Annotated in this window: 12 protein-coding genes; 8 read left to right on the top strand and 4 right to left on the bottom strand. The window is 57.4% G+C overall.

What is annotated here, in order from left to right; translation table 11 throughout:
* Positions 1–114: 114 nt before the first annotated feature.
* On the top strand, positions 115–4,200 hold the full coding sequence (locus RA24_RS03010) for a Pls/PosA family non-ribosomal peptide synthetase (RefSeq protein ID WP_082020314.1): 4,086 nt from the start codon (positions 115–117) through the stop codon (positions 4,198–4,200).
* A 133-nt stretch (positions 4,201–4,333) separates the two neighbouring features.
* Entirely contained in the window at positions 4,334–5,458 is a 1,125-nt protein-coding gene (locus RA24_RS03005; RefSeq protein ID WP_039189665.1) for a hypothetical protein, read from the top strand.
* A 218-nt stretch (positions 5,459–5,676) separates the two neighbouring features.
* On the opposite strand, the gene RA24_RS03000 is transcribed toward RA24_RS03005, so the two are convergent.
* From RA24_RS03000 to RA24_RS02990, 3 genes are all read right to left on the bottom strand, one after another.
* A complete protein-coding gene (locus RA24_RS03000) occupies positions 5,677–6,681 on the bottom strand; it encodes a hypothetical protein (RefSeq protein WP_152612800.1) in 1,005 nt (334 codons plus the stop codon).
* A gap of 223 nt (positions 6,682–6,904) precedes the next feature.
* Positions 6,905–8,062, bottom strand: coding sequence for an NAD-dependent epimerase/dehydratase family protein (locus tag RA24_RS02995; protein ID WP_019294673.1), 1,158 nt, complete (start codon positions 8,060–8,062; stop codon positions 6,905–6,907).
* A 93-nt stretch (positions 8,063–8,155) separates the two neighbouring features.
* Positions 8,156–10,759 carry a glycosyltransferase gene (locus RA24_RS02990; protein ID WP_039189662.1) on the bottom strand — a complete coding sequence of 868 codons (2,604 nt, stop codon included), beginning with the start codon at positions 10,757–10,759 and terminating at the stop codon, positions 8,156–8,158.
* 159 nt (positions 10,760–10,918) lie between these two features.
* Between RA24_RS02990 and RA24_RS21675 the strand changes: the two genes are divergently transcribed.
* The 6 genes from RA24_RS21675 (at position 10,919) to RA24_RS02960 (ending at position 21,750) form a co-directional block, all read left to right on the top strand.
* Complete coding sequence (locus RA24_RS21675; protein WP_052269517.1) at positions 10,919–11,899, top strand: NAD-dependent epimerase/dehydratase family protein; 981 nt, start codon at positions 10,919–10,921, stop codon at positions 11,897–11,899.
* A complete protein-coding gene (locus tag RA24_RS02980; protein WP_039189660.1) occupies positions 11,899–13,731 on the top strand; it encodes a DUF4422 domain-containing protein in 1,833 nt (610 codons plus the stop codon). The genes RA24_RS21675 and RA24_RS02980 overlap by 1 nt, the downstream gene beginning before the upstream one ends.
* Positions 13,732–13,780: 49 nt before the next feature.
* A complete protein-coding gene (locus RA24_RS02975) occupies positions 13,781–17,080 on the top strand; it encodes a glycosyltransferase family 4 protein (protein ID WP_052269516.1) in 3,300 nt (1,099 codons plus the stop codon).
* 149 nt (positions 17,081–17,229) lie between these two features.
* A complete protein-coding gene (locus tag RA24_RS02970; protein ID WP_082020312.1) occupies positions 17,230–18,615 on the top strand; it encodes a methyltransferase domain-containing protein in 1,386 nt (461 codons plus the stop codon).
* Positions 18,616–19,025: 410 nt separating this feature from the next.
* Positions 19,026–21,308, top strand: a complete 2,283-nt coding sequence (locus RA24_RS21670) for a sensor histidine kinase (protein WP_052254199.1) — start codon at positions 19,026–19,028, stop codon at positions 21,306–21,308.
* A complete protein-coding gene (locus RA24_RS02960; RefSeq protein WP_019294679.1) occupies positions 21,298–21,750 on the top strand; it encodes a response regulator in 453 nt (150 codons plus the stop codon). Before RA24_RS21670 ends, RA24_RS02960 begins: the two co-directional genes overlap by 11 nt.
* A 395-nt stretch (positions 21,751–22,145) precedes the next feature.
* On the opposite strand, the gene RA24_RS22170 is transcribed toward RA24_RS02960, so the two are convergent.
* Positions 22,146–22,394 (bottom strand): hypothetical protein, encoded by a 249-nt coding sequence (locus RA24_RS22170; protein ID WP_152610550.1) that lies wholly within the window; start codon positions 22,392–22,394, stop codon positions 22,146–22,148.
* Between the last annotated feature and the right edge of the window lie 430 nt (positions 22,395–22,824).

Here is a 22,824-nt window from a genome sequence, read left to right as displayed (position 1 = left end):
CATCCATCCACGCAATCCCCGCCAGGGCGACGGAAAGCACAGAGCACAGCACCACCACGCAACGACGCCTGAACAGCCCGCGCTGCACGGCGTTCCGGCCAATGGAGCTCAAAAGTGCTTACGTGTCATTCAGCAGTGAACTCTGTCCGCTGGCAGCCCGGTGAACGGCTGCACCACCTGTTCGAAAGACGCTGCGATGAATTCGAGGCCGCCGGCGACAGTGACCACCTTGCAGTCATTTCCAGGGACGCAACGCTGACCTTCCGGGATTTGGACAACCATGCCAACCAGCTGGCCCGCTACCTGCTGTCAAACGGGCTGGGACCGGGCAACCGCATTGGCCTGATGTTCGACAAATCCGCGGCATCCTATACCGCCCTTCTGGCGGTGCAGAAGATACACGCCGCATATGTGCCGCTGGATGAAGGTTTCCCCCGCGAGCGCATAGCCTTCATTCTGGAAGACGCGGGCGTCGACGCGGTTCTTTCGCTTGAGCGGTATGCCGGCTGCTTTAGCGGAATTGATCTTCCCGCACATTTTCTGGACTTCGCTGCGCCGCAAATCGAAGCCTGCAGCACGGCCCGGCTGAGCCCCGCTGAACTGACAGGCAAAGGCGACGAGGTTGCCTATCTCATCTACACGTCAGGCACGACAGGGAAGCCGAAGGGTGTCGTGATTGAACAGGCGAGTATCTGCAATTTTGTGCGGGTCGCAGCCGAGACCTATGGCTACCGGCCCGACGACCGGGTGTATCAGGGCATGACGATTGCGTTCGACTTTTCCGTCGAAGAGCTTTGGGTGCCGCTATTGGCCGGGGCGGCACTTGTTCCCACCAAGCAGGGAGTGAGTCTGGTCGGAGAAGAACTGGCAGATTTTCTACGCCGGCGCCAGGTCACTGCGATGTGCTGCGTGCCGACGCTGCTGGCGACATTGGAAGAAGAATTGCCGGACCTGCGGCTGCTGCTTGTTTCGGGAGAGGCATGTCCGCAAGGCCTGATCTCTCGCTGGCACCGGGATGGCCGCACGATCCTGAATGCCTATGGACCAACGGAAGCGACCGTTACATGCACCATAACTGAACTGCACCCGGACAAGCCGGTCACCATCGGCGGCCCGCTGCCCAGTTATTCGATTGCCATCCTCGACCCGGACGAGGACACCGAGCTGGCAGATGGCGAGCTGGGGGAAATAGCCGTCGCAGGCGTTGGCTTGGCCGCCGGCTATCTCAACCGTCCGAATCTGACCGCCAGGAAATTTGTTCCCGATTGCCTGAACGGCCCCAACAACCCTTCCCGCCGGCTTTACCGCACGGGCGATCTGGGCCGTATCAACGCCGATGGCGAAATCGAATTCCACGGCCGGATAGACACCCAGGTCAAACTGCGGGGGTACCGTATCGAGCTGACAGAAATCGAGTCGGTGCTGCTTGAACTTCCTGAAATCTCTCAAGCCGTCGTCGACACCTGGGAAACCGAACCCGGAACGCGGGAGCTGGTTGCCTATTACGCACTCAATCAAGGTGTTGCAGCGCTGGACAGGGAAACTGTCGCCCGGAAGCTGAAGGGGAGGCTGCCGGCCTATATGATCCCTTCATATCTGGAGGAGCTGAAACACATTCCAATGACCGTCAACAACAAGGCGGACCGGAAGCAGCTGCCGGCCCCGGCCGGGCCGCGCTTCATTGTCAGCAGCAAGAATGCGGTTGCCCTGCAGGGCGAAGTGGAGGAATTGCTCGCCGGGCAGCTTTACCCGATCCTGAATGTTGAACAGATTTCGGCGGACGACCATTTCTTTGATGATCTTGGAGCCCATTCCCTGCTGATGGCGCGCTATTGCGCGGCGCTGCGCAAATGCCCCGAGCTGCCGAGCATCTCGATGCGCGATATCTACCTTAACCCGACAATCCGTAAGCTGGGCGATTTTGCAAAGGCCGCAGCACCTGCCCCGCAGGTCCGCAAACCGCCGCAGGCGCCCAAACCCGCACACATCGCAAGCGACGGCGCGTACCTTCTTTGCGGAGCTGCGCAAGCCGCCTGGATGATGGCCTATGGGCTGGCGGGCTTGTGGCTGATTGTCAAATCCATTGAATGGGCGCTGTCGGGCAGCCCTACCGCCATAGAGGCGGGCGGGCGCATGATGCTCGCCGGTTTTGGTCTGTTTGTGCTGTTCAGCCTGATTCCGATTGCCGCGAAATGGACGCTGATCGGCCGTTGGAAGCCTGAGCGTTTTCCGATTTGGAGCATGGCGTATTTCCGGTTCTGGCTGGTCAAGGGACTGGTGCGCAGCGCTCCGCCGGCCCTGCTCGCCGGCACGCCGGTCTACAATGTCTATTTGCGCGCCCTCGGTGCCAGGATCGGACGCGGCACTGTGATCCATTCCGCCACGCCGGTCTGTACCGATCTGCTATCAATCGGCAGCAACACAATCCTGCGCCGCGAAACGGTTGCACTTGGTTACCAGGCCGAAGCCGGCTTCATCGAAACCGGGCCAGTCACCATCGGAGACGATGTGTTCATCGGCGAGGCCAGCATTCTTGAAATCGGCTCGTCAATGGAAGACGGAACCCAGCTTGGCCACGCGTCGAGCCTGGAAAGGGATCAAGTTGCACTTTCCGGCAAGCGCTATCACGGCACCCCTGCTGTCGAAACAAATGATGACTATTGCAGGATCGAACCGCGCCGCTGCAGCGAACTGCGCCGGTGGGCCTATACGCTCGGCGGACTGACCTTCGGTTTCCTGATGTTAGGGCTGATGTCCAGCGTCTTGGGCGCGGTCATTCTGGGCGGCTATGTGAATGAAATCGCCGCGATCACTGACCTGCGGGAAATGGCAATCCTCGCCGTGCAAGTCACGTTTGTCCTTTACCTCGTGGCCTTTCCTGCCGGACTGCTGTTTATCGGCATCATGCCGCGCATTGCACATAAATTCGTGGAACCTGGCCGGGTCTACACGCTGTATGGTTTTCACTACTTCATGCACGGCCTTGTTGCCCGCTGGTCGAATTCACGCTTCTACAATCTGATTTTCGGCGACAGCTCGGCAATTGTCTATTACCTGCGGTATGTCGGCTACAACCTGAACAAGGTGGTGCAGACCGGGTCGAATTTCGGGATCAATCACCGCCACACCGATCCGTTCCTTTGCGACATTGGCAGCGGAACAATGGTTTCGGACGGGCTGTCCATGATCAACACAGAATATTCGGCCTCGTCCTTCCGCGTGCTGCCCGTGAAGATCGGTGCGCAGAACTATCTGGGCAACAACATCCACTATCCTGCCGGCGGGCGTACGGGTGAAAACTGCCTGATCGGGACTAAGGCGATGATACCTGTCGACGGGCCGGTTTTGGAGAATACAGGCCTATTGGGTTCGCCTCCCTTTGAGATTCCCAGGGCCGTGCAGCGTGACACAGAGATGGCGAGCAAACTTGAAGATGCAGCCCGTGCCGGCCGGCTGAAGGAGAAGAATTATCACAACCTGATCACGGCCCTGATCTATCAGGCAGCTATGCTAGTGCTTGTCTGTATCATGCTGTTCTCGGCTCAAATCGCCTGGCAGAGCTATCTTGCGGTTGGTTTTCCGGCCTTTGCAGTCCTGGCCATTTGCCTGAGCTTCTTCACCATCGGCTATTTTGTCTTCTGCGAACGGGCCAGTCTTGCTTTCGGCAGGCTGAAACCCCGTCAGGTGATCGTGCTTGATGATTATTTCTGGTCGCACGAACGGCATTGGAAAATGTCCGAACATCCAGTCCCTGCCCTATTTGCAGGAACGCCAATGCGCGGTCTCCTTGGCCGCCTGCTGGGCATGCGTATCGGCCGCAAGCTGTTTGATGATGGCGCCCAGTTCGTGGAACGAACACTGATCAGCATCGGCGACAATGCAACTCTTAACTACAGGGCGACGCTGCAGTGCCACTCCCTGGAGGAAGGCGTGTTCAAATCGGACCGCATCTCAGTGGGCAGCGGGGCCACGGTAAGCGTTGGCGGCTTTGTCCATTACGGTGCCAGCGTTGGTGACAAGGCGGTCTTGGGAGCCAACGCCTTCCTTATGAAAGGTGAAGAAGTCGGTGCAGGCGATGTGTGGTGCGGCAACCCGGCCTGCCCGCCGCCGCATACCGAAGCAGAAAGCGCACTGAACTTCGGCCACCGCGACGCAGAGGTGCGAGTAAACGCTTGCCAGCAGCCGCTTTGTGCCGAATGATTCAACCGGGCATTGCTTGCCCGCCGTGTTGCAGACGGCAATTGAGTGCGTCATGTTCGACCGGCAGGGATGCTCTGCTTTGGGCAGTATCTTGAGCACGGACCGGGCAGGACCTCAGGAGGACCGCAAGGAAATGAAATCCATTGTTGTGACATGCGCGGCGTGCGCCTTGGCGCTTGCGGTGCCTGCGGGTGGCTGGGCCGAAGAAAACCGTCTGGTTCTTCTGGATGGAGCAGACGGGCCAGAAGACGAAAGCTATGATCCAGCCGCGCCCTTTCTGGCTGAACTGACATTGGAATATCTCCACAACGACAGTGATGATCCGGAAGATCAGGAAGACGAATACACAGCTACGCTGGATCTCGAGTTTTATTTGAACGAGAACGTCTTGCTGGTTGGCACCTTGCTTGGCACATCGGTGAAAGGTGAGGGAACATTTCCGAACGACTACGATTTCTATTTTGAAGAGTTGTACCTGAATGCAGAGATTGACAGCGTTGGTGTCTTCGGCGGCAAGTTCAACCCGGTGTTCGGAATAGGTTTTGATGACGTGGCCGGAGAGCTCTACGGTGCGGGCTATCACGACGGCTACGAATTGACTGAGCGGCTTGGAGCAGGTGTTTACTACTCCTTCGAGGATGCTTTGGGCGGTGAACACATCCTAGGCGCCAGCGCCTTTCAGCTGGATACCAGTTTCCTCGCCAAGAGCTTTTTGCGCGGTGAGCGGCTTGCGTCCCGTACAGACGGCGGGCTGAGCAACACTGGCGGCCTGAATTCCTACAACATCTGGCTGGAAGGCGAAGATGCCTTTGGCATCGAGGATTCCCGCTACAACATCACTTACCGCTCGCAAGAGGGCGGGCTTCCGGGAGAGGCAACGGAAACCGGCTTTGCCGCTGGCGCCAGCAAGCTGTTCGAGCTTGCCAACGGCAATGAGCTGGAAGTGTTCGCCGAACTGGTCAGCCTGGACAACTCGCAAGACGACGGCGTGACCTTTGATCAGGAAACCTTGATGGCGAACGCCGCATATTATTTCGGCGCCGACTGGGTCGCCACACTTGGCGGCGGCGTGCAGGACATCGGCAACAGCAGCGACACATCCGAAATTGCCAATGGCAGCAACCGCTTTGCCACCGCGTCTGTGGGCAAGACTTTTTTTGACAGCCTGTATGTGGAGCTGGCATACAAACGCGAAAAGACGAGCGGCAGCTACGAAAACTCCGCTGGCGTTTTGTTCTCCTATAGCGTTGATTTTTAAGTAAGGCTGGAAAACTGCGCGAATTTTGGCGGTTTCAATTGTCCCCCGTCAGCCAGCCGGAAACCTGCGACGCCCTGCCTGATGCCTGGTTGTGCAGTTTGGCAAAGATCTCAAGCGGCTCCGAAATCATGCCAAGCGGCAGTTTAACCAGATACCGGCTTGGAAGACTGGCTCCCTCAGGAAGAACTACACAACCAAATCAGGCGTCCCAGCACCAATCAGGACACTTTGAAAATATTGCCATTGGTGATTTGGCGCACTGCCCGGTCCATACGGAATTGATTGCCCCGATCGGTGTGCTCATCCGCCAGCAGATCCTCGTATCTATCGGCCACGGCACGCAAGTGTTCCAGAGCGTCATTCTTGCGGTCCTTCAGTGCCATCAGGTAGCCGCGCGACAACTCCAGGAAATACTCGTACTTGCGCTCAATACCCGGGAAGGCAACAGCGTCGTGATATGCCAAGCATTCTTCGTAGCTGCCTTGGGTGAAAGGATCATAGTCAGCTACTTCCTGCGGTACGTCCTTGATGCTGGTATAAATTGATGACGTGAAGACCTGGCCCTCCCAGCGGTAGTAATCCCTGAGGTAGCCCATCGTGACCTTGATCCAGGGCAGCCGGTCAAAGAAGAAGTCCTGATTGATCAATACAGAGTTCCCACCGATCATCGAGGGGTAAAACTGTTTCGAGACATGGGCGTTCAAGCGCATGGTTTTGCAGACATCTATGAACGCTATCTCGATAGGAGCGCCCTCCCACACTTCTTCGTTCAAGTCACCGATGTGAAGCGAGATCAGGTCTCTGTAGGGGTCTACGTTCTTTTCCAAAATGGGAACAAAGCTCTCCCCGAGAACGTAGGGTGTGCCATGGAAGACCCTGTTTTTGTCGATCTTGTCGCTGGCAGGCGCAGGCAGGAACCCCAGTTCGTAACCGTGCAGAGGCCTGGCATCGGGAAAACCCGAGAAATCCATTCTGGCAAAGTCCGGGTTGGTTTGGAGACCAGAAGCACTGGCAACCAGGGAAGATCCAAAGAAGCTGCCGCCGTCGATGATGGCCCCATCACCGCGGTACAGCTTGCTGGTCAGAGCAGCCAGCATTGCCCGTTCCATATATGACAGCATGCCCGGTGCGCCGCTCTGGCGTTGGCTAAGCACTAGGTTGGGAAGGTCAAGTTTTTCTACAAACGAGCTGCCGACGACCCCCGCCGCAATCACTGAATACATATCAAATCACCCTTTTCTGTTCTGGCGCGCCACAAACAACCGGTAGCAGTTCAAGCCAGCCGAGGAGAGGCTTAGGTCTGATGCCTACAGCGGCAGTTACGAGCAAGGAGGCGGCCGGGAGAAGCAATCCGCCCGGCCGCCGTCTATGCTTATAAGAAGTCAGCTGCCGGAAAGGCCCAGAAGGGTCCCTTGGGGGTCAGCCGCTGTGTCTCCTTACCGGTGTTTACTTCCAAAGCGATACACAAGGGATTTTGGATGTGTCGCAGCGCGTAGCGTACTTCTGAGCGATCTCGCGCACTTCTTCCATCAAGTTTTCTTTCAGCCTGACGGGCTCAAGGCCAAGATACATGAAGCCTTCGTTGTTCACTTTCAGCTCATTCTCTGCCATTTCGTTCCGCGGGTTTTCGAGATAGGAAATTTCAGCTCCCATCATGGTGCGAAGCATTTGAGCCAGGTCGCGAACACGGTGTGTCTCCGTCATCTGGTTCAGGATCCGGACACGTTCACCATCCTCTGGCGGGCTTTCCAGTACCAGTTCAATACAGCGGCAGGTGTCCTGGATATGGATGAAGGCGCGCGTCTGACCGCCTGTCCCGTGCACAGTGACAGGATAATTGACCGCCGCTTGCATGATGAAGCGGTTCAGAACCGTGCCGTAGTCTCCGTCGTAGTCGAAACGGTTGATCAGCCGTTCGTCCAGCTTGGTCTCCGGCGTTTGCGTTCCCCACACGATACCCTGGTGCAGGTCGGTGACCCTGACACCGTCATTCTTGTTGTAGAAGGCGAACAGGAGCTGATCCTGGCATTTGGTCATGTGGTAAATCGACCCCGGGTTCGGCGGGTACAGGATGTCCTGTTCGATGTCGCCCGAAGGAGTTTCGATTTTCACATTCAAATAACCCTCCGGGATCTCAATCCCGGCGGTGCCATATCCATAGACCCCCATGGTCCCGAGATGGATCAGATGGGCATCCGAACCAGCCTCGACCAGAGCCGCCAGAACATCGTTGGTCGCATTGAGGTTGTTTGAGACTGTATAGCGTTTGTGCGCCGCGCTTTTCATGGAGTAAGGCGCAGCCCGCTGTTCCGCAAAGTGGATTACGGCATCCGGCCGCTCTTCACGGATCAGAGTGAGCAGCCGTTCATAATCCTGCCCCACCGTCAGGTTTTCAAAGCGGATCGTTTTGCCGGTCAGCTCTTTCCAGACACGCAGGCGCTCGCCGATCGGCCGGATGGGGGTGAGGCTTTCAACCTCAAGCTCTACGTCGATTTTCCGGCGGGAAAGGTTGTCAACGATAACAACGTCATGCCCACGGTTTGAAAGATAGAGACTGGTCGGCCAACCGCAGAACCCGTCTCCTCCAAGAATGAGAACTTTCATCCAAAATTCGCCTTATGATTGTTTTGAGTGAAGATTAATACCGCTTAGATTTTTTCCGCAAGCGGAAATGCGCATTTGAAACTGGAGCACTTTTTACTGCTGGAGCTGCCTGAATGAACTCTCCGGCAGGGCGGCCGCCTTGCCGTGGTCTTCCTCCAAGTCAGCACCAGACGTCTGCCCGCACTCGGCTGACAGCGGTGTTGATATTGCCTTGGCAAGCGCCAATGCGTGTGAGGCCTCTGTCCGCTCCTGTAACAGAGCGTCGCGCAATTGCAGCGCATTTGCGCGCGCCTTCGCGGGATCAGCCAGGACTTTCCGAAGGACGGCGGCCCATTGATCAGCAGGCGCATCCGCGGGCAGGCAATAAGACAGCCCGGGACGCAGCACTTCCCGTGTCCCGCCGGCATCCGCCCCCACAAGCGGAATGCCCGTCATGCCAGCCTCCAGCAGTTGCACTGGCACCCCATCCCACGCGGAGGTATAGAGCCACACGTCGGCTTCCCCCAGCGGCAGGCTGGCAAAATGCTCATATTCCCCTTCCAGGCATACATTGGCAGGGCGATCCGGAAGTGGCGGCCCTCCTTCCAGCACACTGGAACCCCACATCCGGAAGTCCGCTTCCGGCAGGCTGCGGGCAATCTCATATACCAACCCGGCTCTCTTTTGCGGATCCATCCGCCCGCCCCAAAAGATCTGGGGACGCCGGCCCGTGCCGGATGGCGGCGCTGGCGCGGCCGGGATCGAGCTGTCTGCCGGACTCGGCAGAACATGCACCCGCTCAGCCAACTGGCGCGGCAGCATAAAGCGTTCACAAAGTTCGCTGGCCAGGAACTGGCTGTCCGTGAGAATTCCCGCCAGTTTCTGGAAATGCGGATAGACACGCCGAAGCGGATACCCCGTCCAATATCCATACGGGGTTTGCTCGTTGCAGAACAGGCAGGCAAACAGGCGTGCCGAAGACGCGAGCGCTGTTCCGAAAGGGGTCATCGCATCCCAAAGAAGCCGGGAATTCACATTGAAGACACATTCCGGATGCAGAGCCCGCAAAAACTCCACCAGAACCCGCAGCCGTGCCCCCTTTTTTAAACCGGACGTCAGTGCTGCGAAGTCCACCACGCGAACGCCCGGCGGCAGCTTGCCTTCTGGCATGGTTCCGGATTGATCCGTCAGGATGACCAGCACTTCGTTCGCATCGCCGTCTGCCAGCGCCCTGGCAATATGGCCTTCGAAGCGCGGCGCAGCACCGAAACGCGGACGGTTCACGCAAATCACATGGCGCGCGCGCCGGTGGCCTGCAGCGCCATTCAAGCGCCACATCGCCGCCGTGCGTTCCGATACTGCATCCGTGTGGAACGGCGGAATCTTAACCTGCAGAGCCTGCATCCACCCTTGTTCAACCAAGGGTTCGTGCTGAGCGGCACGCGCCACCTGTGCACCCAGCTCTCCAAACTCCAGCCGCTGGCGGAGCCCGCCGTACCGGGACCTCCACAATTTAAATGCATCCCCTGCGGAACAGCCGAGCATCTCGGCAATTGTGCCGAACGCAGTTACCGGGCGGGGCACATATCCCTCATGCTCGCCTTTTTCCAGCCAGTGCAAAAACGGGTTCATCCCGCTGCGGGCCACATCCGGATAGCTTTTCAGGTAGGCTTTGGTGGAAAACCAAGGAGCCGGATTACGGCCTTCTTTCCAGCCGGCTCGGACATAATGCGCTACCGGGTCAAAGTTTTCGAGAGCGGCAATGTCCGGGTAAGAAGCAAGGTAGAAAGCGTAGTCAAACTTGGCCCGTATAACCTTGTAAGCCCGCCGGTCGCGCCAAGAAATTCTCCCCTTGTGCGCCCGGGCACGTTCCACCCGCGCTGCAAATGCAGCGCCGTAATGCGGAACCTGCTCAAGCTGCTGACCTGGGGGCACGTGCGGGCTTTCCGGAGGAAGTGCAACCTGACCGCAAGCGCCAAGGTCTGCAACCCGGTCCACGGCCATTGGCTCCAGCTGCCGGACAACTGCCTTGCGCGCACGGCTCTCAGTAACCAGAGACGCGTCGCGCCGCCGCTTGAAGATGATTGTGTCAGGCGCGTTCAGGTGCAGCCAGCCGCCCGCCATTGTTTCGATAGAAAACTGCCAGTCCTGAAACGACAGCCCCGCCGGAATATCACGTGCAGAATATTGAAACTCCAAATGTGCCTCGCGCGGAGCAAGGCACAGGCTGTCGTAGTAATTCATGCAATAGAAGTGATACGGCGAGAACAAAGGGTCTGTCTGGTCTGGCTTCAAGAACACCGAATGCGCCCCGTCAAAGAGCCAGTTGAGTTCAGGGTGCACGATCACCCGGTGCCCTGCCCGCTCCGCTTGGCGCAAGCGGTCCATCCCGTTGCTGAGCCAGTTTTCCGAAAAAAGGTCATCAGCATCCAGGAAGGCAATGCTGCACCCCTTTGCCAAACGCACGGCGGCATTGCGCACCCTTCCCAGGTCACCCTCTTCGAAACTGATTTTCCGCCAATTCAGAAGTTGAGGCTGCGAGAACCACTGGCAGGTTTCTTCAGTCGCATTGTCCAGCGCGACAAGGCGCTCAACTGAATATCCCTTGGCTTCGGCAGCACGGATCGCATCATCAGCTGCCCTGATCGTTGGCCCGCAGACCAGCGTTTCATCGTGCGCCGTGAGAATTACAGACAAATCAAAACTGATGCCCGGCACTGCTCTGCTTCACCCCTGAACGGATTTTTTGTTTTCAACGCCCGTCCACAGGACCGAAGCACCGCTGCAGCCCCTGGTATTAGAAGCACGCCATCAATAATTTCGCCTTTTATCGCGCAGCGATTGCGGGTACGCAACCCTCAGACGAAAGGATTTTTCATGAAGAACAGCTCTGCATTTATCCTGATTGGCGGCTATGGTTTCGTGGGCCGCAACATCCTGGATGTTGTCCAGAACGGCCCTGAATTCGCCGGGCTGTCCCCCGCTGTGATCGACAACATGTCCAATGCGGCACCGGGCCATGAAACAATCGACGTTCCAGCCTTTTGCGGCGGCTACGAGGAGCCAGGCGCCAAAGAATTTTTGGATGAACTGGACAAGCAAGAGTTCAACGGCCGCATCTTTGTGTTCCTGGCTGGAGAGACCCGGGTCGCTGAATCCAAGGACAGACCCCTTGATTTCATTGAAGCAAATATCAGCCAGCCGGCCGGTTTCGTTCTGGAGGCCGTGAAACCCGGCGACCATTTCATCTTGATCTCAACGGCTGGTGCTCTCTTCGACGGCACCTTCGAGGTCCGCAACACCTCCGCATACTGTCCCAAGAATTTCTACGGCGCCACAAAGGCAGCTGAAGAAATGATTCTGGAAAAGCTGGTCGAGCTGCGCGGCGGCACATTCTCGGTTATCCGGATGACTAACGTTTATGGCTGCTATTCCGAAAACAAAAAAAGCGCCATCCACGCCTTCACCCGCGCGGCCCTGGAAGAAACGGATGTGTTTATTAACGGCGACGGCGAGCAGCGGCGCGACTTCATTTATGCCGGGGATGTCGGCCGTGGCATTGCTACCCAGGCGTTGAGGGTTCAAAACGGCGCAGAAACGTCCCGCGTGAACACGTTGGGCGCCGGAGTTTCAACTTCGTTGATGGATGTTGTCAGTGCGATTGAGGCTGCAACCGGCAAGACGCTGAGCTACACGAAAATTCCAGCCGAAGAACTTCTGAAAACCGAACCCCGGGATGTCATCGCGTCACGCGAAGATACTGCGGTGCTGCTCGGGGGGGAGTTCACCCCATTGGTCGAAGGAATTCGAAGCACACGCGCCTATTATGCGCGCCGGAGCGCTGGGGCTGACACCTGATGAAAACGGCCCTTTATGTCGCCTATCATAAACCTGCCCCGCGCCTTCAGAGCACCTGCGTGCTCCCTGTTCAGGCAGGCAGGGCGCTGACCCGGTCTCCGATCCCCGGAATGATCGGCGACGAAACCGGCATTAACATCTCGGAAAAAAACGAAACCTGGTGCGAACTTACCGTACTCTACTGGGCTTGGAAGAACCATTCGGGAAATAACCTGACCGGACTGATGCACTACCGTCGGCTGCTGGATTTTTCGGGCCGCGTTTCATCCGGTCCGGTGGAGACATTTCCGAACGAATTCGACACGCGTGCCTGGTGCCGTGAGGCCGAAGAGTGGATCATGCAGGAAGGTGCGAATTGGGACATCGTGCTGCCGCGGCCGCACCGGATGGGCAAAACAGTAGAAGAAAACTACCGGTCCGGCCACAATGCGCAGGACTGGGAAGAGATGTGCCGCATAATCCGGCGCGACCACCCGGAATATTCCGCCAGCCTGGATGCCGTGGCATCCGGCTACGAGGTGCGGCTGGGCAATCTGGCACTCATGGCCAAGCCTGTACTCGACAGGTATTGCAGCTGGCTGTTCGACATTCTTTTCAAAGTTGAGGCCGCTCCTGTAAACCGTGACACCTACAGCCCTTACCAGGCTCGATATCCCGGGTTCCTGTCGGAACGGCTGCTAACCGTTTTTGCCCACCACGAAGCCAAGACAAACCCGTCGGCACGCATCAAGGAAGTGTCGGTCCTGAACCTCAGCCGCGCGGCGGTGTCCCCGTTCTTGGTACCTGCTGACTGCCAGGAGCAAAGCGCCGTTAATATTGCCTGTTCGGCAGACCGGGCTTACCTTCCCCACGCAGCTGCAATGCTGCGCTCGGTACTGGATCATGCAGACCCGTCGCGGCCGCTGAATTTCTTCTTCCTGCATTCGAATATCGACAATTGCGACCTGTCGCTCTTGCAGGCAATGATGGATGAGCGGCCAGGCACCAGCTTTCACCCGATCAATGCCAATGGCATTTTCGAATCCAGTTACCGGTCTGCATCACGCGCACCTTCCAATGCCACTTACAACAGGTTCCTGCTCCCGTCGCTGTTTCCTGAGCTCAATCGCCTGCTTTACCTGGATGCGGACCTCATCGTCAGGGCTGACATCGGCAAACTGTTTGATGCAGATATGGGTTCAGCAGAAATCGCTGCTGTTCCCGACTGGATTATGACGCGCACCTTGTCCGGCCCGACCAGAACAATCGATCCCGAAGTCCCGGATCTGACCAAGTACCAGCGGGAAACTCTTGGATTAACAGAAGCTGAGATCGGGCGGTATTTTAATGCAGGGGTTCTGCTGTTCGATTTCGCTGCAATGAAGAACCCCGAAGCGATAGGCGGCAAGCTCCGCCGGATGGCCAGCGAGCGCCGGTATCTATTCAGGGATCAGGACATCCTGAATGTGTATTTCAAGGACAAGGTTTGCCTTCTTGATGCACGGTGGAACGTCTTCAACGCGCCGGAGCAGGCCTATGCCCGAGTACCGAGAAACAACCATGTGCAAGCAATGGCGGCCCGCCGCAGCCCTTGGATCACTCATTACGCCGACCGGGACTTCAAACCCTGGCTGGGCCATGCGGTCCCCGAAGCGCAGCACTACTGGCAGGCGCTGATCCGCACGCCATTCTATGGCGAGGTGGTAAGCGGACTGGCAAGGAAGGGCAGCCGCCGCAAGCGCAGGCTGGCCCCCTTGCTCGTGAGCGCTGGCCGCAAAACCGCAGAACGTATTCCCTTTTTGAAAGTTCCAATGCTGAAGCTCTACCATGCCTGTTCGGGCATCCGTCTCTGAGGGACGGTCAGAGGCAGCAGACGACAGCATCGAAACACATGGAGATTTCATGCAGATCGACAATTTTAAGACCAAGAGCTTCCCTGCGATTTCGTCACTCGGCCTGAGCAGTTCGAACCACAAGCTCCGCGTTTGCATTGTTACCGAAGAAATCATCGGACCGGTCCGTAATGGCGGTATTGCCTCTACCTATTACCACCTGTCCAAGGGGCTGGCTGCGCATGGGCATGAGGTGCATGTTCTGTTCCTAAAAGGACCCGTGGTTCAGGATGAAACACCTGAACACTGGGTAGAGCATTTCGCCGCTTTCGGGGTCACTCTGCACTACCTCGATATTCCAAGCGATTCAGCCTGGAGCAGTGCTCCGAACTGGCAGCCCCGGTACGCCGCTGCCTACCAATGGCTGAGAGATCAGGAACGGTTTGATGTGGTTCATACATCGGAATGGCGCGGGGGCATGTTCTATGCGCTGATGGCCAAGCGCCTGGGCCTTGCCTTTCAGGATACGCTTTTCCTGGTAAAAACCTCTTCGCCGCACATCTGGAACCGCCACTACCAGATGCAGCCGATTGAGCGGCGCGATCTGGTCCTTGCCGCCTATGCGGAACAAAAGTGTGTAGAACTGGCCGACGCAGTCATTGGGGGCTCCGCCCATCTGATCACCTTCATGGAGCAAATCGGCTACCGGATACCGGATGCCAATGTTTTCGTGCAGCCCAACATCGTGGATTTTTCCAAGGTGCCAGTCACCGATCAGCGCCCGCCGCGCCAGCCGGGTGACGTTGTAAAATCACGTGAACTGATCTTTTTTGGCCGCTTGGAAGGGCGCAAAGGTGTCGAACTGATGTGCAACGCGCTCGATATTCTGCGCGAGCGCCAGATCTCTCCGTCCAGCGTGACGTTCATGGGGAAATGGGGTGGCGCCCTGGCCACTCAGGGCGGTATGAAGGTGCAGGATTATATCGAGGAAAAGGCGCGGGATTGGGATTTCCCGGTTTCCTACATCACCGATAAGAACCAGCCTGAAGCGCTCAGCCACATGTGTTCGCGCGATATGATCGCAGTGATGCCGTCGCTGATCGAAAACTCCACTATGGCAGTCTATGAAACGCTGGAATGCAACATTCCATTCATTGCGACCGATGTTGGCGGCACCGCTGAACTGATTGACCAAAGGGACCACGCCAGTTGCTTGGTTGAGCCTATTTCCACAGCGCTCGCGGACCGGTTGGAACAGGTGTTGGAACACGGCCAGCGTATCGCAAGGCCGGGGTTCTCCAATGATGAGAACCTGCAGGTCTGGTATGGCTTCCACGCCTATCTCGGTGAACAGATCGAACAGCTCGGCGCACGGCAAGCTATTTCAGCCATTACAGCTGAAATTGACGCGCCCGGCCAGCCCGTCGACACGATCCGTTATGCTGTGCTGTTGCGCAACGGCGATGACGTGGAAGCCCTGACACAAGCCTTGCTGAGTGAACGCCCTGACAGCGTGGCCCTCGCCTACAACGACGCGAAACTGCAAAGTGCCGTTGCCAAGGCGAAGACTACCCTGCAGGATGCCGGACACGAAGTAATCGAGCTTTCCTGTATCGGTCAGGCAGCTGGCAGCACGCTGCATGCGCTGGCGAACCTGCCAGGGGCAGACGCCATCGTAATCGCGCATGGAGCCTCTGTGAGGCCGGCTCCGGGCTTCCTTGCTGCTGCCCGCACGGCGCTGGAACACCGGCCGGCCAGCCTGTTCACCAGCTTCTTCAGTGCCGCAGGAGATCTCCGGGGACTGCCAGCAGGCAGCGATGTGGCCTCGCAGCTGCTGTCCCCGCGCGCCTACGGGCCAGAGGTTTTCGCCATGCTGCGCACCACCTATGACAAGGTCGGTCAATTCGAGCCCTACGACGTTCAACGGGGGATCCTGCACGAGTTTGTCACCCGGGCTGCTGTGCAGTTCAATGACGATCTTCTGGTCTGCCCCGAAGAGCTGCTTGATTGGCCGCAGGCGCTGGAAGAAGCGCAGGCGATGGCAGACGATACTGTGTATGCCTACCTCAAATCCAAACCACTGCTTGATGAGTCAGGGTTGGCCCAGCGGAAATTTCTGCTGAGCGCTCTGCATATGGTCAACGGCAGCAACCGGTCCGTCGGCAGCAATTCCCTTCGCGATGGAGGACGCCCCGCGGAGAGCCCGCTGTGGCTGACACCGGCTGACTGGAACCGGGAAGAAATCCGGGATGCGCTGAAACGGAAGCTGGTGGCTGGGCTTGATGAAGAGACCAACACGCTTTGGCTGTTTGCACGGGGTGCTGGCAGCCGCCGTCTCATAGCGCGTGACGCTGATCAGCCGATTGAACTGGTGGAAGAACATCTGAGCCCGGACGGGAAGGATCACCTCACCCTATACTGCTACAGGATCCCCGAAAGCTGGGAAACCGGTACGGCCTACGCTCTTAACTGGTGCCTGTTCGACGGCGAAACGAGGACGGGAAATCAGTTTCTTCGTGTTAGCAAACTTGCCAGCAACACCTATGCGCTTTCCTCGCGGAAGCCTGTCCTGACTAAAGAGACACTGCAAAAGGTATTCAGCCTGCAAACCGAGGGTGCTTCCGCAACGGCTGCACTTGAAAACAAGGCCCTAGCTGCCTCGCTCCCGCATCTGGAAGAAGCGGCAAAGCATCTCCCTGCCCGCCCGCAGGACGCGCCGCAACAACAGCCTCAGCCAGTTGCGGTTGCTCCGGTTTCCGGCAATACCTCAGTGCAAACCGTAACCGAGCTGTTGCGGCTTGCCCAGGAAACAGACCGGCCCGAACTGGAACGCTTGGCGATGCAGACCCGCAGCGAACTGCTGCTTGCAGAGAAATCTCCGCTTGTTTGGAACGAAAAGACCGCCAGCGATCCGCGGGATGTGCGTTCATTCCTGACCCTGCCCGCCGATGGGCGCTGGCAGGAAAACGAATGGCTGCAAGGCTGGGCTTGGGACAAGAACAGTCCGGAAGAAACGCTTCATATTGTGGTCTTGCAAGGCTCAGTACCCGTATTTGCAGGTCCAGCAGGCTATCATGATCCTAACTTGGGCCGCCGCACGCCGGGACTGGAGCGGCACGCCTTCCGCATTCCGGTGCTGCCCGCGTTTCTAAATAGCAGCAAAGGCCCCCTTTCGCTGCGGATCCTGGAAACGGGTGACCTGGTCCGCAACGGCCAGATTGAATTGGACAGTGCAGCTCCCAGCGTCCTTGTTCCTGCCAAGGGCGGCACTCAACACGCCCGTACAGGCACGCGCCCTCCTGCCAGAAACGAGTCCTTGATGCGGCGCGCAGGCAGGGTTCTGAAGGCGATGGGAAGCAAAACCCGCTGAATGCAGAGACATCTATCAGACACTTGCCTGAGCTAGGATCAAGCAAGTGTTTGCACAATATGCTCTTTGAGGGCTCACAGTGAGACCCGGCCCCGCGCGGCCCTCACCGTATAGCCGGCTAGTTTCAACGCTGAGGAGGCTGACTGCCAATGCAATCAGGAACTATTCACCCCGCACAACCTGCAGACGGCTCGCAAGCGGATCTGCCGCGGGCGATCGGGGCCATGCAGCGCCAGGAGTGGGAGGAAGCCCGCCGTATACTGGTGCCGCTTGCCGCTCAGAAACCCAAAAGCGTGGCCTCTTTTCATCTGGCCCGCCTCGAACTGGAAGCCGGGGACACAGCTGCGGCTGAAACTCACTTGAATGCGTTCTTGGAATTCCGCCCCCGGCACCCTGGCGCACTAGCGCTGAAGGCCCGGGTCGCCTTGATCCGTGGTGAATTGGAGCTGGCGTCAGAACTGGCGGACGAAGCTCTTGAGCAGGACCCAAAAAACTTTGGTGCTTTGAGCACACGTTCCCAGATTGACGATGCACTGAACACAAAGGCAGCCGCCCAAGCACTGGAAACACTGAACTCCGGCTATCTCAAAGCGCGGCAGGACGGACCAGACAGCAAACTGCTTGCCGCCGCTGCGACGCTGGCCGAATTGGATCCTGGAAACCGCTGGAACGACGACACAACAGCAGCAGCAATCGCCTATTTCAAGCATGCCGGTGATCTGCAGGCAGCCTTGAGAAACTATGACCCGCATCTGATCAGCGCATCGGTGGAACTCGATTACATCACCTGGCCCAAGCGCATCCAGCCCCATATCCGCGGCGGGGCGGTTCTCGATGTCGGCTGCGGTTTCGGCGGCTATGGCATGGGTTTTTTGATTGCCGGTGCCAAATCCTACACAGGCCTGGATCCTGTGATGCAGCTTGACAGCACAAAGGCGCGGAACAAACGCACCCGAAGCGTTGCAAACCTGGGGGTGACACCGCGGGAAATCAGCGCTTCGCTTCCCGCGATCAATCTTATCCAGGGCAAGTTGGAAGACCTGCACATTGACAGCACGTTTCACGCTATTTCGCTGCACAATGTAACGGAACACCTGATCCAGCTCGAGCAGGTGTTCAAAGAGCTCGCCACGCTCTGCAAAAAAGATGCGAAGCTCATTTATACCCACCACAACTACTATTGCTGGAACGGGCATCACGGAAACCCGGCGTGGCCGGAGCAGCTGGATACCGACAATCCTGAGCATCTGCGGCTTTACGATTGGAACCATATTGAATTTGCCGTTAACGCCCCAGAGGACGACTATGTAAGAACTCATTTGAACCGGGTTCGCCTTGACGAAATCCGATCAGTCACCGAAAAATACTTCGACATCGAAACCTGGCAAGAAATCCCGTCTTCGCCCTCCACCTTGTCGCGTCTGACGCCAGGAGTCCTCGGCAGAATCCGCAAGACGATCCCCGATATCGAAGAACGCGAGTTGACAACAAATCTCGTCTTCTGCGTTGCGGCCCCCAAGCCTCCTACCGGTTGATAGTTGCTTGAACATTGGACCGGTCACTAAAAGGAATTGTCCAAGTTTTCGGATTAACCTGCACGTTTTCCGCTGCGGGATCGTTTGGGCGATGAACTGAGCCATCCGGACTGATTGGATACGGCGTTAAGTGTTCTCAGCGAGACCGGAGTGTTTGGCTGCTTTTGTCAGTTCTGGCCCTCAACTGACCATCGGCGCTGCTCCACCGGGCAGGTCCTTCGGGCCGCACGTGAGGCAGCGCTGGCTGCCTATGCCCTGACGGGGGCAGAAGCAGGCGAATGCTGTTTTTATGGAGATTTCACGAAGGATAACAAAACGTTATCCATTCATTCACTTTCCAGCCCCACTCTGCGTAGAACAGCCGCCTGCTATCGCAATCACAGCGAATGCAATCGCCTTGAGGGCCGCAGATGTTCAAAAGTTCCGCTTCCTCGCTCAGAGGCCGGGTCGCCGGTCTTTCCGCTGCGATTTCGATCACGGCCGTTGTTCTGCTTACCCTCGCAAGCGGCCTGACCTCCAGATACCTGGAACGGCAAAGAACCCTCGACGAGGTCATGGATACCGCTGCGCTGATCGCGCGCGCCACCGAAGATGCCAACGGCCAAGTGGTTTCGGATGCAGTCATTCTCGCCAGCATGCCGGCGGTCGCTCAGTTGACCAGGAACGGCGGCGGTGACCCGGCTAGCAGTGAAAAGCGGGAGGAGGCGCTTGCCCGGCTGGCCAAAATTTTCAGCGCCTTTTTTGAACTCCGCCCTGCCTATGAGCAAATCCGCCTGGTTGGCATTGATGACAATGGCCGGGAAATCCTGCGCCTCAACAGACAGGGCAGCGAAGTGCTGCGCGTTCCAGAGGACGGGCTGCAGGAAAAGGCTGGGGAATCCTATTTCCAGGACGCCCTGTCATTGAATCCGCGTTCGGCGCTGACAGGAACAGCCTCCTACAATCGCGAAAACGGCCGCATCGCGGAACCTAGGACGGTGATGTACCGGGTCCTTGTGCCCGCCTTCCGCGACAGCGGAGAGATGTTCGGCTTTATCATTATCAACGTGAACGTGCTGAAGCATAACAGGAACACCTTCAGAAATCTGCCGCTCAAGGCAGATTTTGTGCTGCATAACACAAAGGGCGGCAGTTACGCTTGGGACGCAGGTGATCAGGAAGGCGTCTTTTCCCTGGCTGGCAGCGCCGGCCTGCCGGACAGTGTCTGGCAGGCGGCGACCTCAGCCGCAGACGCGCCGGTACGGACAACCAGCGGCGGAAGATTGTTTGTAACGACGCGGCTCGACAGCCTCAGCAACTCCGGTCATGCCGTCAGCTTCACCCTGATCAAGCAGCAGGATTTCTTTGCCCGTTTCCTGCCGGACAGCACACTTGCCCTTATCGCCCTGGGCCTGGTTTTTGTTGGCTGGTCCGCCCGTTTCTCCAGGAAACGGGTCGAAAGGGAAATGACGCCAATGGTTGAAATGAGCTCTGAAATTATCAGGGCATCCAATCAGGGGCGGTTGCCTGATCTTCCAACCCATCTACAAGACGAGGTCGGCGATCTTGCCCGAAGCTTTGAAAAGCTGATCACCAAGCTTCGGCAACAGGAATCCAGTGCGCTGATGCTGTTCAATGGGGTTGGAGACGGGCTTGCCATTCTCGACCGCCAAGGCAAGATTCTGCGCATTAATTCGGCCATGCAAATCATGTTCCAAGTGTCCGAAGCTGATGCCGCAGGTAATGACTTTGCGCAGTTTCTGGCACCGGGCGAATGGGAGCGCTTTCAGCATGGCCTATCGGACTACCCGCACGAGAAGGACTGCCCGGTTCTGGGCCGGATGCATGAATGCGAAGGCCCGGTCCAGGAGGGCGGCCGCACTTGGCTGGAGCTGACCCTGTCCCCTATTCCGGAGCAGGCCTCCCCAAGTTTTGCGCTGGTAGTACGTGACATCACCGAACGCCGGAAAATGCTGCTCCAAGCGGAACATTTGATTGAACAGTTGAACAGGTCGAACAAAGATCTGGTGGAGTTTGCCTATGTGGCTTCCCATGACCTGAAGGCACCTTTGAGGGCGATTTCCCACGCCGCGGCCTGGCTGGAGGAGGACCTGGCGGACAAGCTGACGGAAGGAACCCGCGAACACATCTCCTTCATGAAGTCCAGGATCGGGCGCATGTCGCGCCTGCTTGATGACCTGCTAGAACATTCCCGGATCGGCAACGAAACTCATGCTCCGGCGGAAGACATGGTTGACGGCAGCAGTTTTGCCGAAGATCTGGAGCTTCTGGCAGCGCCGCCCGATGATTTTTCATTCACATTCGACGACAGCTTCAAGCAATCAGTTTTTTCCCGCTTCCCGCTGCAAATCGTTCTGCTCAATCTGATCACCAATGCGATCAAGCATAACGACAAGGAGCATGGAGAGGTTCATGTCAGTCTCGCGGACAAAGGGGACCTCCTGGAGTTCACCGTGACCGACAACGGTCCAGGGATCCCCGAACGCCATCATGAAACCGTCTTTGGCTTATTCAAGACACTGGCCCCACGGGACAAGGTCGAAGGCAGCGGCATGGGACTATCCCTCGTGCGCAAGCATTTGCATGTGCTGGGACATGACATTCGCATCGTATCCGATGGTGATAACGGCGGAACCCAATTCATTTTCACATGGCCCAGGAAACCAGAAAGCGGAGAACAAAATGCAGCTTAATCCGCCGGAACAGATGCAGCCGGTCAACATTCTTCTAGTGGAGGACGACGACTTTGAAGCAATGGCCGTACGGCGGGCCTTTGCCAAGGCGCGGCTTTCGAACCAGATCACCCGCGCACACGACGGTGAGGAAGCCCTGGAAATTCTTGAGCAACGGCATCCGGAGGTATCTGTCAACGGCCCCGTAATCATGCTTATCGACATCAACATGCCGCGGATGAACGGGCATGAACTGGTTGAGGCGATACGGTCCAGGCAGGCCCTGCGCCACATGATTTGCTTTATGCTGACGACCTCCCGCGAACCCCGCGATGTAGACCGCGCCTATCAGCAGAACGTGGCAGGCTACATCATCAAGGAAACTGCCGGCCACGATTTCTCAAACCTGCTCAATCTGCTGGGAGACTATTGGATTACAGTGCAGCTGCCGACTCCGCACTAGGGGCATGACGCGCCTTGCCTCCACAGGCCTTTACCGCAGCCCAAGTCCACTGCCGGTTTTGCGGGGTGTCACCACACCCGGCTCTGGCATGGATACCGCCCGTTTGCTTCCAAACAGTGCCTGTTTCTCGCTTTGCAACAACCAAGCAGACAGAGAGAGTTTGTGGAAGCGGCACATAGGCCCCTGCCCTCCGCTCTTTACTCAAGCGGCAGCCTCGCAGCGAACCCGCCGGTTCAGCGGAGCAAGCTCCGGAGGCAGGCTGGCACGGTATGTCGCTGTTGCAACTGATTCAACACATGACGCCAGCAGGTTCACTGCTGGCGCTGGTTTTCAGACACTTTCGATGGTTACCAATTCTGGTGCCCAAAGGCGGTGTTCACCGCGCTGGCGGAAGGTTAAGACTTGCATTCCCAAGCACGTTTGACCAAGCGGTCTTTGCGATCGAACCAATAGTTTTGCTCATTCGCGCTTAGCCTATCCGGATTGCGGACAACTGCGTCAGCCTGAGCTATGGCCTGAGGCAATTCGCGGCACGGATAGTATTCCGGCGGCGTAACTTCAGGCGCCTGTTCACCTTCAAACTCTTCGCATCCGGCCAGAATGGAACTCGCCAAAGCGAATGCAAAAACACTTACCAACTTCATCTTCGACCCCTTTTGTCTCCAGGAATAATTAGATTTCCACCATTTCTGCATTTCAGCACAATTCACTTCATCCGCTCGGGTGCATTTGATTTATAAACGTTCTGCAAGGGGAAACAGATCGCTTGAATATTCTTTCCAGTTCAGTTGGTGTGCTTTTCCGGCAAGTCAAATCAAGGCTTCTCTTTTCAGGAAAAATCCGGGATCAAACCTTTGGCAAGAGCGGCGAGACAGGAGAGAGGAAGCAGCCCTTCCAGGGGCGGCCGGAACGCTTCTTAGAGTAAGCAGATGAGGGCAAACAAGGACACTTTTGGGATTGCCAATGCTGAAATTCAAAACGCGTTCTGCGCCTGATATGCCATGCCTCAATTACTCGCGTTGCAGAACAAACTGGCAAAGAGAACGCAGTTCAACTCTCTTGGCACCACCGGCA

The sequence above is a fragment of the Leisingera sp. ANG-M6 genome (assembly GCF_000813905.1).
Classification (GTDB): Bacteria; Pseudomonadota; Alphaproteobacteria; order Rhodobacterales; family Rhodobacteraceae; genus Leisingera.
Note: the sequence above shows the minus strand (reverse complement) of the source record. Positions and strands in the feature narration are given on the sequence as shown.